The sequence below is a fragment of the Salmonella sp. JXY0409-18 genome (assembly GCF_020268625.1).
Classification (GTDB): Bacteria; Pseudomonadota; Gammaproteobacteria; order Enterobacterales; family Enterobacteriaceae; genus Salmonella; species Salmonella enterica.
Genome location: NZ_CP084216.1, coordinates 219,251 through 237,007, shown reverse-complemented (window position 1 = coordinate 237,007; position 17,757 = coordinate 219,251). Strand labels below are relative to the sequence as shown.

At 53.9% G+C, this 17,757-nt stretch carries 14 protein-coding genes, 1 tRNA gene, 1 other RNA gene and 1 pseudogene; 6 read left to right on the top strand and 11 right to left on the bottom strand.

Annotated features, from left to right (window positions below):
* Nucleotides 1-126 precede the first annotated feature (126 nt).
* The 3 genes from bcsE to bcsG are packed head-to-tail and all read left to right on the top strand — an operon-like array spanning nucleotide 127 to nucleotide 3,562.
* Nucleotides 127-1,698: a cellulose biosynthesis c-di-GMP-binding protein BcsE gene (gene bcsE, locus LDB27_RS01120; protein ID WP_001205759.1), complete on the top strand. Its 1,572-nt coding sequence runs from the start codon at nucleotides 127-129 to the stop codon at nucleotides 1,696-1,698.
* Nucleotides 1,695-1,886 carry a cellulose biosynthesis protein BcsF gene (bcsF, locus tag LDB27_RS01115; RefSeq protein WP_000988321.1) on the top strand — a complete coding sequence of 64 codons (192 nt, stop codon included), beginning with the start codon at nucleotides 1,695-1,697 and terminating at the stop codon, nucleotides 1,884-1,886. Before bcsE ends, bcsF begins: the two co-directional genes overlap by 4 nt.
* Nucleotides 1,883-3,562 carry a cellulose biosynthesis protein BcsG gene (gene bcsG, locus LDB27_RS01110; protein WP_000192012.1) on the top strand — a complete coding sequence of 560 codons (1,680 nt, stop codon included), beginning with the start codon at nucleotides 1,883-1,885 and terminating at the stop codon, nucleotides 3,560-3,562. Before bcsF ends, bcsG begins: the two co-directional genes overlap by 4 nt.
* 81 nt (nucleotides 3,563-3,643) lie before the next feature.
* On the opposite strand, the gene LDB27_RS01105 is transcribed toward bcsG, so the two are convergent.
* Complete coding sequence (locus LDB27_RS01105; RefSeq protein WP_001537650.1) at nucleotides 3,644-3,751, bottom strand: type I toxin-antitoxin system toxin Ldr family protein; 108 nt, start codon at nucleotides 3,749-3,751, stop codon at nucleotides 3,644-3,646.
* 371 nt (nucleotides 3,752-4,122) lie between these two features.
* Here LDB27_RS01105 and LDB27_RS01100 point away from each other — a divergent pair.
* Both LDB27_RS01100 and LDB27_RS01095 read left to right on the top strand, forming a co-directional pair.
* Nucleotides 4,123-4,275: pseudogene (locus LDB27_RS01100) on the top strand (PLP-dependent transferase); the annotation flags it as partial.
* Between the two features lie 117 nt (nucleotides 4,276-4,392).
* Nucleotides 4,393-5,691 carry an aromatic amino acid transport family protein gene (locus LDB27_RS01095; protein ID WP_001150163.1) on the top strand — a complete coding sequence of 433 codons (1,299 nt, stop codon included), beginning with the start codon at nucleotides 4,393-4,395 and terminating at the stop codon, nucleotides 5,689-5,691.
* A 100-nt stretch (nucleotides 5,692-5,791) separates the two neighbouring features.
* On the opposite strand, the gene dppF is transcribed toward LDB27_RS01095, so the two are convergent.
* The 7 genes from dppF to LDB27_RS01060 all read right to left on the bottom strand — a co-directional run bounded on the left by dppF (nucleotide 5,792) and on the right by LDB27_RS01060 (nucleotide 14,557).
* Nucleotides 5,792-6,805 carry a dipeptide ABC transporter ATP-binding subunit DppF gene (gene dppF, locus LDB27_RS01090; protein ID WP_000103563.1) on the bottom strand — a complete coding sequence of 338 codons (1,014 nt, stop codon included), beginning with the start codon at nucleotides 6,803-6,805 and terminating at the stop codon, nucleotides 5,792-5,794.
* Entirely contained in the window at nucleotides 6,802-7,785 is a 984-nt protein-coding gene (gene dppD / locus LDB27_RS01085; protein ID WP_001196509.1) for a dipeptide ABC transporter ATP-binding protein, read from the bottom strand. Before dppD ends, dppF begins: the two co-directional genes overlap by 4 nt.
* A gap of 10 nt (nucleotides 7,786-7,795) precedes the next feature.
* Entirely contained in the window at nucleotides 7,796-8,698 is a 903-nt protein-coding gene (gene dppC, locus LDB27_RS01080; RefSeq protein ID WP_000084690.1) for a dipeptide ABC transporter permease DppC, read from the bottom strand.
* Nucleotides 8,699-8,707: 9 nt separating this feature from the next.
* The gene (gene dppB / locus LDB27_RS01075) at nucleotides 8,708-9,727 is read right to left on the bottom strand and encodes a dipeptide ABC transporter permease DppB (RefSeq protein WP_000938843.1); all 1,020 of its coding nucleotides are present in this window, start codon (nucleotides 9,725-9,727) and stop codon (nucleotides 8,708-8,710) included.
* Nucleotides 9,728-9,883: 156 nt separating this feature from the next.
* Nucleotides 9,884-11,491, bottom strand: a complete 1,608-nt coding sequence (dppA, locus tag LDB27_RS01070; RefSeq protein ID WP_000028049.1) for a dipeptide ABC transporter periplasmic-binding protein DppA — start codon at nucleotides 11,489-11,491, stop codon at nucleotides 9,884-9,886.
* 558 nt (nucleotides 11,492-12,049) lie between these two features.
* Nucleotides 12,050-13,375 (bottom strand): uracil-xanthine permease family protein, encoded by a 1,326-nt coding sequence (locus LDB27_RS01065; protein ID WP_001136076.1) that lies wholly within the window; start codon nucleotides 13,373-13,375, stop codon nucleotides 12,050-12,052.
* Nucleotides 13,376-13,432: 57 nt separating this feature from the next.
* A complete protein-coding gene (locus LDB27_RS01060) occupies nucleotides 13,433-14,557 on the bottom strand; it encodes an aryl-sulfate sulfotransferase (RefSeq protein ID WP_000940805.1) in 1,125 nt (374 codons plus the stop codon).
* 149 nt (nucleotides 14,558-14,706) lie between these two features.
* Between LDB27_RS01060 and LDB27_RS01055 the strand changes: the two genes are divergently transcribed.
* The gene (locus tag LDB27_RS01055; RefSeq protein ID WP_000290695.1) at nucleotides 14,707-15,714 is read left to right on the top strand and encodes a substrate-binding domain-containing protein; all 1,008 of its coding nucleotides are present in this window, start codon (nucleotides 14,707-14,709) and stop codon (nucleotides 15,712-15,714) included.
* Here LDB27_RS01055 and LDB27_RS01050 read toward each other — a convergent pair.
* The 3 genes from LDB27_RS01050 to eptB all read right to left on the bottom strand — a co-directional run bounded on the left by LDB27_RS01050 (nucleotide 15,706) and on the right by eptB (nucleotide 17,731).
* A non-coding RNA gene (locus tag LDB27_RS01050) (RtT sRNA) lies at nucleotides 15,706-15,838 on the bottom strand. The genes LDB27_RS01055 and LDB27_RS01050 overlap by 9 nt on opposite strands.
* Nucleotides 15,839-15,872: 34 nt before the next feature.
* Nucleotides 15,873-15,949 (bottom strand) — tRNA-Pro (locus LDB27_RS01045).
* A 90-nt stretch (nucleotides 15,950-16,039) separates the two neighbouring features.
* The gene (eptB, locus tag LDB27_RS01040) at nucleotides 16,040-17,731 is read right to left on the bottom strand and encodes a kdo(2)-lipid A phosphoethanolamine 7''-transferase (protein ID WP_001269247.1); all 1,692 of its coding nucleotides are present in this window, start codon (nucleotides 17,729-17,731) and stop codon (nucleotides 16,040-16,042) included.
* Between the last annotated feature and the right edge of the window lie 26 nt (nucleotides 17,732-17,757).

Below are 17,757 nucleotides of genomic sequence, written 5' to 3'. Positions count from 1 at the left end.
CGCAGAGTTACAGGGCATCCTGCCGGACAAATTGATTCACATGCTAAATCTGATGCGTTTTAATTTCAATGTTAGGTTTATTTCTGTGCTTTCGCTAGTAAACTGATAAACAGTTAAAATAGTGACATGAGGGACACTGTGGACCCCGTATTTTCTCTCGGCATCTCATCATTATGGGATGAACTGCGCCATATGCCAACCGGCGGCGTCTGGTGGGTTAACGCCGATCGCCAGCAAGATGCCATCAGCCTGGTGAATCAAACGATTGCGTCACAAACGGAGAATGCAAATGTCGCCGTCATCGGCATGGAAGGCGATCCTGGCAAAGTAATCAAATTAGATGAATCTCACGGTCCGGAGAAAATCCGCTTATTTGCCATGCCGGATTCAGAAAAAGGGCTATACTCTTTGCCCCACGATTTGCTTTGTTCTGTTAACCCGACGCATTACTTTTTCATTCTTATTTGTGCAAATAACACGTGGCGGAATATAACGTCAAAAAGCCTGCATAAATGGCTGGAAAAAATGAATAAATGGACTCGTTTTCATCACTGTTCATTGTTGGTTATTAACCCTTGTAATAATAGCGATAAACAGTCCTCGTTGTTGATGGGCGAGTATCGCTCACTTTTTGGCCTCGCCAGTTTACGTTTTCAGGGCGACCAACATTTGTTCGATATTGCCTTCTGGTGTAACGAAAAAGGCGTCAGCGCCCGACAGCAGTTATTGCTGTGTCAGCAGGACGAACGCTGGACGCTATCCCATCAGGAGGAGACGGCAATTCAGCCGCGTAGCGACGAAAAACGCATTCTTAGCCACGTCGCCGTCCTTGAAGGCGCGCCGCCGCTCTCGGAACACTGGACGCTTTTCGACAATAACGAAGCGCTATTCAACGACGCGCGCACGGCGCAGGCCGCGACAATTATTTTTTCGCTTACACAGAACAACCAAATCGAGCCGCTTGCTCGTCGCATTCATACTTTGCGGCGCCAGCGGGGAAGCGCGCTGAAAATTGTCGTGCGCGAAAATATCGCCAGTTTGCGCGCCACCGATGAGCGCCTGCTGCTGGGCTGCGGCGCGAATATGATCATTCCCTGGAACGCCCCGCTTTCACGCTGCCTGACGCTTATTGAAAGCGTGCAGGGGCAGCAGTTCAGCCGTTACGTACCGGAAGACATCACCACGCTACTGTCGATGACGCAGCCGTTGAAACTGCGCGGTTTTCAGCCGTGGGATACCTTCTGCGATGCCATCCATACGATGATGAGCAACACCCTGCTCCCCGCCGACGGGAAAGGCGTTCTGGTCGCGCTGCGCCCGGTGCCGGGCATTCGGGTTGAGCAGGCGTTAACATTATGTCGGCCAAACCGAACCGGCGATATTATGACCATCGGCGGCAACCGTCTGGTGCTGTTTTTATCATTCTGCCGGGTCAACGATCTGGATACCGCGTTAAACCATATTTTCCCTTTGCCGACGGGCGATATTTTCTCTAATCGTATGGTCTGGTTCGAAGATAAACAAATCAGCGCCGAGCTGGTGCAGATGCGCTTATTGTCGCCGGAACTGTGGGGAACGCCGCTACCGCTGGCAAAACGCGCCGACCCGGTAATAAATGCCGAACACGATGGCCGCATCTGGCGTCGTATTCCTGAACCCCTGCGATTGCTCGACGACACCGCGGAGCGTGCATCATGATGACCATCAGCGATATCGTGCAAATTATTCTTTTTTGCGCGCTGATTTTCTTTCCGCTGGGGTATCTGGCGCGTCATTCGCTACGCCGTATCAGTGATACAACCCGGCTGCTATTTGCCAAACCTCGTTATGTAAAACCAGCCGGAACTCTGCGCCGCGCTACGAAAGTCAAGGCAGACAAAAAATGACTCAGCATACTCAAACTCCATCAATGCCTTCTCCGCTCTGGCAATACTGGCGCGGTCTTTCCGGCTGGAACTTCTATTTTCTGGTCAAGTTTGGCCTGCTGTGGGCAGGCTATCTGAATTTTCATCCTTTACTGAATTTGGTATTCATGGCGTTTCTGCTCATGCCAATACCAAAGTATCGCCTTCACCGGTTGCGCCACTGGATTGCCATTCCCGTCGGCTTCGCGCTGTTCTGGCATGATACCTGGCTGCCCGGCCCGCAAAGCATTATGAGCCAGGGGACGCAGGTGGCGGAATTCAGCTCCGGTTATCTGCTCGATCTGATCGCCCGTTTTATTAACTGGCAAATGATCGGCGCCATCTGCGTACTGCTGGTTGCCTGGCTTTTTTTATCACAGTGGATTCGGGTCACGGTGTTTGTGGTCGCCATCATGGTATGGCTGAATGTCCTGACATTAACCGGCCCGGTTTTTACGCTGTGGCCGGCAGGCCAGCCAACCGATACGGTGACGACGACTGGCGGTAATGCGGCCGCTACCGTCGCGACAGCGGGCGATAAGCCGGTCATCGGCGATATGCCTGCGCAAACCGCGCCGCCGACGACCGCAAATCTGAACGCCTGGTTGAACACCTTCTATGCCGCGGAAGAAAAGCGGAAAACGACGTTCCCGGCGCAGCTTCCGCCTGATGCGCAGCCGTTCGACCTATTGGTCATCAATATTTGTTCGCTCTCCTGGTCGGATGTCGAAGCGGCAGGCCTGATGTCACATCCGCTATGGTCGCACTTTGACATTTTGTTTAAACACTTTAATTCCGGCACGTCTTACAGCGGCCCGGCGGCCATTCGTCTGCTGCGCGCCAGCTGTGGTCAACCTTCGCACACCCGACTTTATCAACCAGCCGATAACGAATGTTATCTGTTTGATAATCTGGCGAAACTGGGCTTTACTCAGCATCTGATGATGGATCATAACGGTGAATTTGGCGGCTTCCTGAAAGAAGTTCGCGAAAACGGCGGTATGCAGAGCGAACTGATGAACCAGTCCGGCCTGCCAACCGCCCTGCTGTCATTCGACGGCTCGCCGGTATATGACGATCTGGCGGTCCTGAACCGCTGGTTGACAGGGGAAGAACGTGAAGCCAATTCCCGCTCCGCGACTTTCTTTAACCTGCTGCCGCTGCACGATGGCAACCACTTCCCTGGCGTCAGCAAAACGGCGGATTATAAAATCCGCGCGCAGAAACTGTTCGATGAACTGGACGCCTTCTTTACCGAACTGGAGAAATCCGGGCGTAAGGTGATGGTGGTGGTCGTACCGGAGCACGGCGGTGCGCTGAAGGGCGACAGAATGCAGATCTCTGGCCTGCGCGATATTCCCAGCCCCTCCATCACCAACGTCCCGGCGGGCGTGAAATTTTTTGGCATGAAAGCCCCGCATGAGGGCGCGCCGATTGATATTAACCAGCCGAGCAGCTACCTGGCGATTTCCGAACTGGTCGTACGCGCCGTGGACGGTAAGCTCTTTACCGAAGACAGTGTGAACTGGAACAAGCTGACCAGCAATCTGCCGCAAACCGCGCCGGTTTCAGAAAACGCTAATGCGGTGGTGATTCAGTACCAGGGTAAGCCCTACGTTCGTCTGAATGGCGGCGACTGGGTGCCTTACCCGCAGTAAACCGAAAAAGGCCGCAAGGTTTCCCCTGCGGCCTGGTTCGGGCGCATGTTGCCATTACGGCGGACAGACGCTCAAAACGCGTTACTTCCTGTCACGTAGCCAGTTGACGATCACACTGGCGATAATGCCAGCAATGATCGGCGCTGCCAGATCGTGCCAGAAGGCCACGCCCAACTGCGTAAGCGTCATATAGCCGCCTTGTTGCAATGGCAACCGTTCGCGGCTATCCTTGATGTGTTGAGGTTCAAGTTAGCCCCCGTCAGGTTGCCAGGTTTATACCAGTCAACGTGCGGGGGTTTTCTCTATCCAGCAACCTATGCCGCCGGGGATCAAGCCCCGCAACATTGCGCCTCACCGGGTAAACCCGGCTTGCTGCTGATATTACGGCAAAATCCCCGTCCCGGCACGGCGCTAACGTACAATCTGCGTGACGCTTCGCAGACGATTATTTTTATTTGCCAGAATACATTCAGCATTTCTGAGGCTGGCAGTCAGCCGCTCAATTCTGTAAATTATGCCTCCTCGCGGCCAGTCCCGGTGATACCGAAACCCTCGTTCAGCATCCTGCGTCTATGACATATTCGCCTTTTGCGCCAGAGGAATGGCTAAAAGCAGGTATTACCGACGAACTTATCCGTCTTTCAGCGGGACCTGAAGATCCCGACGATATTATTCATGACCTTGAACGCGCCAGCAGAAAAGCAGCATTCTGACGATTGCTCGGCGAACCGCTGTCACCGGTTTGCCGCATCGGGTATCAAGGCACTATAGCCTGGTTATAGGCAGCATTCTTTATGAGAGAGCTGCGTATATTTTGGGCAGGGGGCTCTATGCAGGACGACACATTACCATTAAATAACAGTAACGCTACGACCACACCGCTTTCAACGAGGTTACCGTTTACAAAATATGATTTTGGCTGGGTGCTCTTGTGTATCGGTATGGCAATCGGCGCCGGTACCGTCTTAATGCCAGTGCAAATAGGTCTCAAGGGGATCTGGGTATTTATTACCGCTTTTATCATCGCCTATCCCGCTACCTATATTGTGCAGGATATTTATCTAAAAACGTTATCTGAAAGCGAAACCTGTGACGATTATACGGATATTATCAGTCACTATCTTGGCAAAAACTGGGGCATTTTTCTCGGTGTAATCTATTTTCTTATGATTATCCACGGGGTGTTTATTTATTCCCTGTCGGTGGTGTTTGATAGCGCCTCCTATATCAAAACCTTCGGCCTTACTGAAGCCGATCTTTCGCAGTCTATTATCTATAAAGTCGCGATTTTCGCCGTGCTGGTGGCGATTGCCTCCGGCGGGGAAAAATTATTATTTAAAATTTCCGGCCCGATGGTGGTGGTAAAAGTCGGGATCATTCTGATATTCGGTTTTGCGATGATCCCACACTGGAATCTTGATAATATTTCCGCCTTTCCCGCCGCATCGGTTTTCTTTCGCGACGTACTGCTCACTATCCCATTTTGCTTCTTTTCTGCGGTCTTCATTCAGGTACTAAACCCAATGAACATCGCCTATCGTAAGCGCGAACCTGACCGTGTGCTGGCCACCCGGATGGCGATTCGCACGCATCGCATTAGCTATATTACGCTGATTGCCATTATTCTCTTTTTCTCGTTCTCGTTTACCTTTTCGATTAGCCATGAAGAGGCGGTATCAGCGTTCGAGCAGAATATTTCCGCCCTTGCACTGGCAGCTCAGGTAATCCCTGGCCATATCATCCACATTACCTCTACCATCCTCAATATTTTTGCCGTACTTACCGCGTTCTTTGGTATTTATTTAGGTTTTCACGAAGCGCTTAAAGGTATTGTGCTGAATGTATTGAGTCGTATTATGGATGTCAAAAACGTCAACCCACTGTTACTGACATCTGGAATCTGTGTCTTTATCGTGGTGACTCTGGTTATTTGGGTTTCGTTTCGCGTCTCAGTATTGGTCTTTTTCCAGTTAGGCAGTCCGCTTTATGGCATTGTCGCGTGTATTATTCCCTTTTTCCTGATTTATAAAGTAGCGCAACTGGAAAAATTACGCGGCCTGAAAACCTGGCTTATTCTGTTATATGGAATATTGTTGTGCCTGTCGCCGTTATTAAAATTGATTGAATAAGTCGTACCGGAGAGCCATGCCCGGTGGCGCTACGCTTACCAGGCCTACAGGTACGGTGTAGGCTTGATAAGGCGCAGCCGCCATCCGGCATAAAACGCAATTAACTCAGCGGTTTCTGCGGATTTTCATCCTGATCGACGGCAAAGCAGGCCACCAACTGGCCGTCGTACTCTTTAAGCTGCGGCTGTAACTGCGTGCAGGGTCCGAAGCGACGGCTGCAGCGGGCGTTGAAGGCGCAGCCCGGCGGCGGGTTCAGCGGGCTCGGCAACTCGCCGGTCAGCTTAATCCGCTCACGGCGATCGTCCGGATTCAGCCGCGGCGTGGCGGAGAGTAACGCCTGGGTATAGGGATGACGTGGATTGTTAAAAATCTGCTCTTTGGTCCCTTTCTCCACGCAGCGGCCTAAGTACATGACCATCACTTCATCGGCGATGTGTTCCACCACCGACAGGTCGTGCGAGATAAAGACATAAGACAGCCCCATATCCTGTTGCAAATCCATCATCAGGTTCAGCACCTGGGCGCGCACCGACACGTCGAGCGCGGAGACCGGTTCGTCGGCAATCACTACGTCCGGATCAAGCATCAGACCGCGGGCGATAGCGATACGCTGACGCTGGCCGCCGGAGAACATATGCGGATAGCGGTCGTAGTGCTCGGTTTTCAGCCCCACCTTCGCCATCATCGCCAGCGCTTTTTCACGACGCTGCGCTTTACTCAGGCTGGTATTGATCAACAACGGCTCTTCCAGAATTTGCCCCACTTTCTTGCGTGGGTTCAGGGAACCGTAGGGGTTCTGAAACACAATCTGAATTTTCTGCCGCCGTAGTTTCTGCGCGTGCGGATCGTGTTTGAGCAGATCCTGCCCCTGGTAATAAAGCTCGCCGCCGGTTGGCGTTTCAATCATCGTCAGCAGGCGACCCAGTGTGGATTTTCCACAACCGGACTCCCCCACTACGGCCAGCGTTTTACCGCGTTCGAGATTAAACGACACGCCGTCCAGCGCTTTTACCAGCCGTTCCGGAGAAAAGATCCCCTTCTTCACCGGATAGTGTTTTTTCAGGTCGATAGCCCGCAACAGCGGCTGTTGCAAGGTGGCCTCATGCGTGCTCATAGTGTGGGCCTCCCGGCATCATCGAGTGGGTAATGACATTTTGACTGACGTCCATCGTCCAGTTGGTTGAGAGCAGGTTCTTCCGCACGGCATCTGTCCGTGGCGTAGGGGCAGCGCGGGTTAAGCAGACAGCCCGTCGGTCGGTCATATTTCCCCGGCACCACGCCCGGCAGCGACGCCAGACGCGCTTTGTCCTGAGCAAACTCTGGTAACGCTCGTAGCAGTGCCTGGGTGTAGGGATGACGCGGCGCGCGGAAAATATCCTGCGCAGCGCCAGTTTCGACGACCTGCCCGGCGTACATGACGATAATTTTGTGCGCCGCTTCCGCCACCAGCGCCAGGTCATGGGTAATCAGCACCAGCGCCATGTTCTCTTTTTGCTGCAACTCCAGTAGCAGCTCAATGATTTGCGCCTGAATGGTCACATCCAGCGCCGTGGTCGGTTCATCGGCAATTAACAGCTTTGGTCGACAGGCTATTGCCATCGCAATCATCACGCGCTGACTCATGCCGCCAGAAAGCTGGTGCGGATAGACATCCAGACGAGAAGCCGGATCGGGAATGCCCACCTGGTTCAACAGGTCAATCGCTCGCTGACGACGGGTTTTCTTGTTCCCGCCCTGATGTACCTTGATGGCTTCCATAATCTGAAAGCCAACGGTATAGCAAGGATTGAGGCTGGTCATCGGGTCCTGGAAAATCATCGCCACTTCAGCGCCCACCAGGTTGCGACGTTCCTTCTCGGAAATGCGCTTCAGATCCTGTCCGTTAAAGAGCAGGTTTTCCGCCATCACGCGGCCTGGGTAATCGATAAGCCCCATAATCGCCAGCGAGCTGACGGATTTGCCGGAGCCAGACTCGCCGACAATACCGACCACCTCACCCTGCTTCACGCTGTAGCTAATGCGGTCGACGGCTTTGAACGGTGTCCCTTCGTCGCCGAAGTGCACCGATAATTGATCTACATTTAATAACGCCATCTCGAACCTCTTACTGCTTCAGTTTGGGATCGAGCGCGTCACGCAGACCGTCACCCATCAGGTTAAATGCCAGCACCGTCAGCAGAATCGCCAGCCCCGGGAAGGTCACCACCCACCAGGCGCTTTGCGCGAACTGCAATACGTCAGAGAGCATGGTGCCCCACTCCGGCGTTGGCGGCTGCGCGCCCATGCCAAGAAAGCCGAGGGCGGCCATATCGAGAATGGCGTTAGAGAAACCGAGCGATGCCTGAACGATCAGCGGCGCAAGGCAGTTCGGGAAAATATTGACGAACATCTGACGCATCGCGCCTGCGCCCGCCACGCGGGAGGCAGTCACATAATCGCGGTTCACCTCTACCAGAACCGCCGCGCGGGTTAAGCGGACATAGTGCGGCAGCGCCACAAACGTCAACGCCAGCGCAGCGTTGCCGATGGAGGGGCCGAAGATCGCCACCAGCACCAGCGCCAGCAGCAGGCTCGGCAGGGCCAGCATAATATCGACCACGCGCATGATGATGTTATCGACCAGACCGCCGAAGTAGCCCGCGACCAGGCCGAGAATAATCCCCATTACCAGCGACAGGACAACCACCAGACAGCCGACCAGCAGCGACAAACGCGCGCCATACATCAGGCGCGAGAGGACATCGCGACCAACATCATCCGTTCCCAGAATATGCGCCCAACTGCCGCCTTCCTGCCAGACCGGCGGCGCCAGCAGCGCATCGCGGAACTGCTCTGCCGGGTTGTACGGCGCAATAAAGTTGGCAAACACCGCAATCAGGATCACGATGAGAACATACGCCAGCCCGACGACCGCGCCTTTATTGCGTTTGAAATAGTGCCAGAACTCCCGCAATGGCGTCATGGGCGCCGGTGCGGCATTAACATTATTTTCAGTAACCTGTGACATGATGGCCCCTTACTTCTTATGCCGAATACGCGGGTTCACCACGCCGTACAGCAGGTCTACCAGCAGGTTGACGAGAATAATCATCGTCGCTACCAGTAACACGCCGCCCTGCACTACCGGATAATCGCGGCGTTGCAGCGCATCGATCAGCCAGCGCCCCAGACCGGGCCACGAGAAGATAGTTTCTGTCAGAATCGCGCCCGCCAGCAGCGTCCCGACCTGCAGGCCGATCACGGTGACGACTGGCAGCATGGCGTTACGCAGAGCATGGACGATAATGACGCGCATCCTGGTCAACCCTTTGGCGCGTGCGGTACGGATGTAATCCTCCCCCAGCACTTCCAGCATCGACGAACGGGTCATACGCACAATGACGGCCAGCGGGATTGTACCGAGCACCATCGCAGGCAGGATCATATGCGCCAGCGCATCAATAAAGTTACCCTCTTCGCCCCAGATAGCGGTGTCGATCAGCATAAAGCCCGTCAACGGATTGGTATCATCAAGGAACACCATATCGCTCACGCGCCCGGAAACCGGCGTCAGGTTCCAGTGGACGGAGACCAGCATGATCAGCATCATGCCCCACCAGAAGATAGGCATAGAGTAACCGGTCAGCGCCAGGCCAACAGCAGTGTGATCGAAGATAGAACCGCGCTTCACTGCGGCCAGCACGCCCACCGGAATCCCCACGGCGACGGCAAAAATCATGGCGCAGACGCCAAGTTCCAGCGTCGCTTTAAAGCGAGGCACAAACTCGTCCCACACGGGGATTCGGCTTTTCAGCGAGATGCCTAAATCGCCATGCATCACCCCCCAGATATAATGGAGGTACTGCTGCCACATCGGTTTATCAAGACCGAGTTCAGCCAGCAGTTGAGCATGACGCTCAGGGGAAATACCTCGCTCACCCGCCATGATCATCACCGGATCGCCGGGGATCATGTGGACAAAGGCAAAGGTGAGAAGGGTAATACCGATAAACGTCGGGATAACGAGTCCCAAACGTCGGAGAATGAACTGCAACATAACCCGAATTCTCTCTCATGACCCACGGCCTGGAACCGTGAGTCTGTATTGCTCACAAATCTTATCCCACGCAAACTGCATCGCGGATAAAGCATTACGCCGGATGGCGCTGCGCTTATCCGGCCTACACAACACCGGGGCGCAGCGCTCTTTTAATTATTCGACAGAGACGTTTTCGAAGTGATGTTTGCCTAATGGATCAACCACATAGCCTTTAACTTCTTTACGCACTGGCTCATAAACCGTGGAGTGAGCGATGATCAGCGCTGGCGCCTGGTCATGCATCACGACCTGGGCCTGTTTATAGAGTTCAATACGCTTGTTGTGGTCATCGGTCGCACGCGCAGGCTGAATCAGGTCTTCAAACGGCTTGTAGCACCATTTTGAATAGTTGGAGCCTTGCTGGGCGGCATCGCAGCTGAACAGCGTGGCGAAGAAGTTATCCGGATCGCCATTATCGCCGGTCCAGCCCATCATCACCGTCTGGTGCTCGCCATCTTTAGCGCGCTTGAGGTATTCGCCCCATTCATAGGTGACAATTTTGGCCTGAACGCCAATCTTCGCCCAGTCCGCCTGGATCATTTCCGCCATACGACGCGCATTCGGGTTATAGGGACGCTGTACCGGCATCGCCCACAGATCGATGGTGAAGCCTTTTTCCAGACCGGCTTCTTTCAGCAGCGCCTTCGCTTTTTCCGGATCGTAGCCGTAGTCTTTAATATCGTCGTTGTAGCCCCACATTGTCGGCGGGATCAGGTTTTTCGCCGCAACGCCCGCGCCCTGATAAACGGCTTTGATGATGGCCTCTTTATTCACGGCATAGGTCAACGCCTGGCGAACTTTGACGTTATCCAGCGGTTTTTTCTGTACGTTGTAGGAGAGATAACCCACGTTCAGACCGGCCTGCTCCATCAGGTTGATGTTTTTATCTTCTTTCATGCGCGCAATATCCGCCGGGTTCGGATACGGCATCACCTGACATTCGTTCTTCTGCAGTTTGGCGTAACGCACAGAGGCGTCAGGGGTGATGGAGAAGACCAGACGGTCGATCTGCGGCTTCGTGCCCCAGTAGCCGTCAAAAGCTTTGTAGAGAATGCGGGAATCTTTCTGATATTGCACCAGTTGGAACGGGCCAGTGCCGACCGGGTTCAGATCCACTTTTTCCGGCGTACCGGCTTTCAGCATGTTGTCAGCATATTCTTTAGAAAGAATAGAGGCGAAGTCCATGGCTAAATCGGCAAGGAACGGCGCTTCCGGACGCGTCAGCACAAACTGCACCGTGTGATCGTCTACCTTCTTCACTTCGCTAATCAGATCCGGCAGCCCCATGCCTTCAAAGTATTCATAGCTGCCGCCAGACACTTTATGGTACGGGTTCTGCTCGTTTTTCTGCCGGTCAAAAGAGAACACGACATCATCGGCGTTCAGCTCGCGCGTGGGTTTGAAATCCTTGCTGGATTGCCATTTCACCCCTTTACGTAGGTGGAACGTATAGGTTTTACCGTCTTCGCTGATATCCCACTTCTCAGCAAGACCCGGGATCACTTCCGTGGTGCCGGTTTTGAATTCAACCAGACGGTTATAGATAGGTACGGAGCTGGCATCATAGGTGGTGCCAGACGTAAAGAGCTGTGGGTTAAAGCCTTCCGGCGAGCCTTCTGAACAATAAACCAGGGTTTTGGCCTGCACGCTGGCTGCAACGGTCATGGCCACCAGGCTCAAACCAAGCTTCAGCATCCCTGACTTCTTCAAGGAAATACTCATTCTTCTGCTCCAATAATTGTGATGTATGTTGTTTTGCCCTTTGCAAAGGCTTTTACCGCCCGGCCTTTTTTGTTTTTTACCTGGTCAGGTCAGTAGTGAGAGGTGGGGATTCCGTTCGCATAATCGACTGAGTTGCAGTGCGGATTCTCCATAAAATGCCCCTCATTCCCTACAATCTGTCAATAGAATGTCAAAACGTCAATACAGGTAACCAGCTTTTACAACAACGGTGAGAATTAACAAACAAAGATTAAAAAAAGTTCAGAAGGGTATTTTCAGCAGGGAAATTTGTGCTATGGGCAGAAAGGCAGAGTTATTCACTTAATATTTTGCAACAGTTAGTGATTAACAATTAGCCATTAATTGAAAAATTTCTTTCGATATGTTGATTATCTGAGCGATTAATACCACTAACGCTAAAACGCACAGGCGAAAATGCTGAGGTTATCCATAAGCCGTGTGCAAAAAAGAGTTATCCGGACATTGAAAAACACCATCGAATATGTCACAAAATTGTAAATAAGTAGGCCGTCGTGCGGCCTACCGCGATCACAAAAACTAACTTTTGACCCTGGCCTGCGTGCGCTTTTCGCTCCAGTTAAACAACGAGTTCACCAGAATCGCTGTCAACGTCCCCGCTGCCATGCCGTTGCCAAAGACCATCTGTACGCCCGCCGGGAAATTCTGATACAGGCCGGGTACCAGTATAGGTAGCATTCCCATGGCCAGCCCCATCGCCAGCGCGTAGGTTTTACCCGGCGTATGCAGTGGCTCACGCGCAATCATATCAATGCCGATGACCCCGATAATGCTGAAGACAATCACCGCCGTACCGCACACCACCGAACCTGGCAAACAGGTCGCCAGACGTACCAGCGGCGCGAATATGGCAATCAGGATTAACAACCCTCCGGCAGCCGCAGTCACGAAACGCGATTTCACATTAGTGGTGCGTACCACCCCAATATTTTCGCCGGAGGTGATAATTAAGGAGGTGCCAAAAATCCCCCCCAGCAGCGACATTACCGCATCACCACGAATGGTGCGTGGAATCGCCTGCTGCACATTTTGCGTAGAATTGACTATTTCCGCGGTCGCAATCGTTTGCCCGGTTGCTTCAGCCATAGAGATGACCGCGTAAATCAGTAACGGCAGCGAGGCGGAGAGATCAAAAATCGGCCAGCCGAACGGCAAAAGCTGTGGGAAACTAAACAGCGGCCCGTGACCAACACCGCTAAAATCGGTGCTGCCCAGCGCCATTCCCAGCAACGTCCCCGCTAAAAGGCCGAACATCACCGCCAACTGGCGCAAAATACCGCTAAACGCCAGCGCGAAAATCAGCGTTATCAGGATAGTCCCCAGCGATAAAATGATACTGGTTGGATGAGCGAAGTCGGCGCTCCCTGGCTGGCCAATGATCAACCCGCCGTACAGGCGAATAAGGTTAATCGACACCATTAGCAGCATGATGCCAATGATAAAGGGGGGAAAATGGTGCAGGCAGCGGCGGAAAATCGGCAACGCGATAAAGTAGAACAGCGAGGTCAGAATTACGGCGCCAATCGCGGTCTGGATATTGGTCTGTAAAGCGATCGCAACGAAAATCGCAATCGGCGCGCCCCCCGGTACCATAATAAACGGCAAACGCGCGCCCACCCCTTTCACACCCAGGCTTTGCAAAATAGCGCCCAGACCGCACATCAGAAAGGTCGCGCTAAGTACCGAGGCGGTCACCGTATCGGTAAAGTGCAGCGCTTTGGCGATCAGGAAGACGGAGGTAATGGGGGTGGCGGCAACGACCAGCACATGCTGAAGCGCCAAAAGTAAGGTGGTTTGCCAGGGTAATGCATCGTTATCCGGCGTAGTAAGGCCAGGTTGCGGCATGATTAACTCCCATAAAACATCAAAAAAATAACCGCCAGCGCGGGCTGGCGGTCTGCATTATTTCAACCAACTAATGGCATCAGCGGCATAGCGATGCGCACGGAAGGCGCTGTTCTGTTTTCCAGGAATAATGCCTTTACTGAGGTGCTCCGGATATTCATTAAAGAACGGAATGATATATTCCCATACCGTTTCGCCTTCCGGGGTGACTTCAAACAGGCGGCCAAACGCCGATTCACAGATAAAGGTGTTGCCGTTCGCCAGCCGCTGCGCGCTCCCCATATACGGCGAGAAAAACGCCGGCGGGAAGATATCGCGATACTGCCAGGTAATCGCTTTGGTCTGCGGATCGAACTCCAGCACCGTGGAGTGCGGCGAGGTGACGCCGGGACGCAGGTTGCCGTTATCGAAAACCAGAATCGATCCGTTCTCCATCTCAACCGGCGTGTGCTGCTGCGCTACGACTTCCGGCCCTGCATGCCAGATAACCTTCCCGCTCTCTTTATCCACGGCAATGACACCGGAAGTGGTACGCAGGCTCATCAGTACCAGGCCATCACGGGTGACGGACAGGCCGTTAATCATCGGCCAGTGGCGGCGATCGAAAATATCATGAATCGGGAAATCTTCCGGATTCAAATGCTCCCAGGCACGCCATTCCCAGACCACTTCACCGTCGCGATTGACCTCTTTGACGACGTCGCTCTGAATCACGCCGTCCGGCGCATCGCGGCGTGGGTCGCCGCCGGTAACACGGGCGGCGATATCGGCAGGTAACGGCGACGCGGCGGTATACAGCAGGTTACCGTTTTCCAGCCACTGCGCATCGTGGTGATGGTAAATATCTTCGTAATGCCAGACGATTTCGTTATCCGGCGTCACTTCGTAGAAGTCGCCGCCGTGCCAGAGATCCCACGCCGGATAGAGGTTCGCTGAAGTGCGGTGGCTGCCGTTATAACCCAGATTACCGTTCGGCAGCAGCACTGCATCACGCCCGGCGCGAACCGGAAGCTGCCACTGATGCGCGACTTCGCCCTGCTCGTCCACCAGGTAAACCCGCCCTTCGGCGGTTTGCGGCGCAAAAAGCGTATAGCCGCCAAAGCTCTTCGCCTTATCAGCGTAGATAAGGCCCGCCAGACGGCGTCCAAGGGTGAAAGTCGAATCCTGAGTTAAGTGTGCCACATCGCCTCCTGAGGAATAAATTTGCGCCAAAATACCCCATTAAAACGTTTTAATGAAGAGTTTTTTACGATCCTCACCGAAAAAAAGCAAACGTTACCGTCTGGTAAATATGCTACCCTGTGCGCAAACTTTCGAAGGTCAGGAAGCAGATGGCTGTTCAAAATAAAAAACGCGCAAAGTTGATTGATGTTGCCCGCCATGCAGGCGTGTCGCCAGGGACGGTATCCAATGCCTTGCACAACACCCGCTTTGTCGAGCCGCAGACGCGACGGCGTATTGAAGAGGCCATTGTTGCGCTCAACTACACGCCGAATATTCGCGCCCGCCAGTTGCGAACCGGCAAAACCAATACCATTGCCTTGCTCTCTTCGGTGCCGCTGGCGATTGCCTCCGGTGCGTCACGACTGGGATTTATGATGGAGGTGGCGTTAACGTCCGCGATGATGGCGCTGGAAAAACAGCATGCGCTGATTCTGGTGCCGCCGGGGGCAAATCCACTGGATGCCGTCAGCTTTGACGCGGCGATCCTGATTGAGCCGGCGGAGAACGACCCGCAGCTCCAGGCGCTGGCGCAAGCGGGCATTCCCTGCGTCACCATTGGCCGCACGCCGGGCGCCGACACGCCTGTGCCGTGGGTTGAGCTGCACTCGGCGGCAACAGCACAGCTTCTGCTAACGCATCTGGAGGCCTCCGGCGCCAGCAAATGTGCGTTATTTGTCGGTAACACTCGGCGAACATCAGTTCAGGAGAGCGAAGCGGCTTACCAGCGCTGGTGCGCGGGGCGCCAGGACCCCGTCGTCTACTCTCTCAATGAAAGCGAGGGTGAAAATGCCGGCTACCAGGCCGCGCAGCAGCTATTACAGGCGCATCCCGACGTTGACGGCGTGCTGGTGCTGATCGATACCTTTGCCAGCGGCGCGGTACGCGCTTTTCAGGAACAGGCAGTAGCTATCCCGGAGCGGATGCGCGTGGTCACCCGCTATGATGGTATCCGCGCGCGCGAATCGCTGCCGCCGCTGACGGCAGTGAATATGCATCTTGATGAGGTGGCGCGACAGGCAATCACACTATTATTTGATTTGCTGGCGGGCAAGAAGGTCAGTCACAGCGACGGGATCATGCCTGAACTGGTGGTGCGAGCGTCAACCTGCTGGTGATAGAGGATGACTCGCCACTGCGTGGCTCGCCCTGCGGGCCGTTGCTGACGCAACGTTCTCTCGCTGCGCTCGAGTCGAACCTCTTGCCCCCGGAGGTTCTCATCCTCGTCAGGCTTCAGATGCAAAAAACCCTGCTCGTTGAGCAGGGTTTCTGAATTTGGTCGGTGATAGAGGATTCGAACCTCCGACCCCTTCGTCCCGAACGAAGTGCGCTACCAGGCTGCGCCAATCACCGAATGCGGGCGCATCTTACTGCTCAGGCGCACGCCCGTCAATCCCTTAGTCGCAAAATACAATTCAATCGGCGAGAAAGTCGGCAGACAACCTACTTCGCGGCGACTTTCTGCGCATCGGGAATATGGCACCAGTTGTTGTTCTGGTTAATGCCGCCATCCGGCGATGTATACCCCAGGCAGCCCATTATCGTATCGTACAGCTCCACATGACGACGCGGCACTTTGATCTCCGCCTGCTGTTTCAGGTGAGCGAACATCTGCGCATGTTGCGGACTGGCAAGATATTTATCCGACATCCATACCAGCATCGGAACACGGAATTGCTCCGGCGGCGCCATATTGCGCGGCGTACCGTGCAAATGTTCACGTTCGTTAATCGACTCGCCGTGGTCAGCCGCGTAGAACACAATCGCTTTTTTATCACGTAGCTGATCGAACACACTGGTAATAAAGTGATCCACATAGGTCACGGAGTTATCGTAAGAGTTGATCATCTGCGCTTTCGTGCAGCCGCTATCGACCCCAATACATTCGGGCTTCCACTGAGCGTAGCTGCGCGGATAACGTTGCGTATAGTTAAAATGCGACCCCTTAGTATGCAGGATAATCAGATGCTTACCCTCCGGGTTCTGGGCAAGCGAGTTCTGCATCTCATCAATCAACAGCATATCATCAACCGTTTTACCACGGTTACGCGGCTCGGCGCCGATCTGCTCGCGGTAGGAGATATTATCCGCCATGGTATTGCTATAGAACCACATCTCGCTCTGCATGGCGTACAGATCGGAACTGAATCCGAGCTGTTTGAGAACGGCAAACACATTCTGCTCTTTTAAGGTACGCTGCGGGTTATTATCCGCCCCGCCTTCCCGTACAAACATACAGCGTAAAGAAAGCTTCGTCGCGGTATCGCAAGAATAGCCGCGGAACGCCGCCAGATTTTTTTCCTGCGCCAGCTTCGGCGTGGTATTACGCTCGTAGCCGAAAATCCCCATGTGATCCCAACGGGTCGTCTCACCGATAATGAAAACGACGTAGGTGTCATCCCCATCCTTCGGCGCAACATAGGTAAATTTCCTGGCCGGGTTTATTAACGAATTATTGTCCGACGACTCATCTACCTGCGCCCAGGCATACAGCCCTAACGCAGATAACCAGTTTGAAGGCAGATAGGAGTTCGCCACCACGCCGCCATAGCTGGGTAAGTCGATACCTGTCGCCCGTTCAACCTTTTTTTGCTGTATATCCAGCAGGCGGATAGGCGCCCACACCATTACGCCTGCGAGTACCACTACAGCGGCGCTGCGAAAACGCTGCCCCGGCGTACGTAGCTGGCGCAACAACGTGTAGCGACAGTGGTTACTCCAGATAAAGATGAGCGGAAGCAGGCTCACGGCAATCAGCCACAATACGAAGTGCAGCCCCACCACCTCTTTCGAGAGATCGATATCGGTGGTCATAACAGACGCAATAATGCCGTAGCCAATCACCACGTTCAGGAAGGTCATGTAATAACTGGCGCCAGCGGAAAACAGCACCACCAGCGTGGCCAGCACACGCCAGACGCGTCGGCCAAACAGTGAAAGAAGACGAAGTAAGAAGAAAGTGACCAGCACCGTGGCGCCAAGTTCGACAACTGCGGAGAGGCCTTTCCAAATGGTAAATTCTTGCGCATAACTGCCGAAACGGCGGTAAAACACGGCGCAATTCATAAACAGACCGATATAGAGCGCAAGCAAGAAACTAAGTTTCTGCTGCGTCATCGATTTAATGTATCTCATGCAAACAAACCCTGGGAATCGGGATA

Coding starts and splice junctions, on each gene's coding strand:
- bcsE (WP_001205759.1), top strand. CDS start 127: ATGAGGGACACTGTGGACCCCGTATTTTCTCTCGGCATCTCATCATTA.
- bcsF (WP_000988321.1), top strand. CDS start 1,695: ATGATGACCATCAGCGATATCGTGCAAATTATTCTTTTTTGCGCGCTG.
- bcsG (WP_000192012.1), top strand. CDS start 1,883: ATGACTCAGCATACTCAAACTCCATCAATGCCTTCTCCGCTCTGGCAA.
- LDB27_RS01105 (WP_001537650.1), bottom strand. CDS start 3,751: ATGACGCTTACGCAGTTGGGCGTGGCCTTCTGGCACGATCTGGCAGCG.
- LDB27_RS01095 (WP_001150163.1), top strand. CDS start 4,393: ATGCAGGACGACACATTACCATTAAATAACAGTAACGCTACGACCACA.
- dppF (WP_000103563.1), bottom strand. CDS start 6,805: ATGAGCACGCATGAGGCCACCTTGCAACAGCCGCTGTTGCGGGCTATC.
- dppD (WP_001196509.1), bottom strand. CDS start 7,785: ATGGCGTTATTAAATGTAGATCAATTATCGGTGCACTTCGGCGACGAA.
- dppC (WP_000084690.1), bottom strand. CDS start 8,698: ATGTCACAGGTTACTGAAAATAATGTTAATGCCGCACCGGCGCCCATG.
- dppB (WP_000938843.1), bottom strand. CDS start 9,727: ATGTTGCAGTTCATTCTCCGACGTTTGGGACTCGTTATCCCGACGTTT.
- dppA (WP_000028049.1), bottom strand. CDS start 11,491: ATGAGTATTTCCTTGAAGAAGTCAGGGATGCTGAAGCTTGGTTTGAGC.
- LDB27_RS01065 (WP_001136076.1), bottom strand. CDS start 13,375: ATGCCGCAACCTGGCCTTACTACGCCGGATAACGATGCATTACCCTGG.
- LDB27_RS01055 (WP_000290695.1), top strand. CDS start 14,707: ATGGCTGTTCAAAATAAAAAACGCGCAAAGTTGATTGATGTTGCCCGC.
- eptB (WP_001269247.1), bottom strand. CDS start 17,731: ATGAGATACATTAAATCGATGACGCAGCAGAAACTTAGTTTCTTGCTT.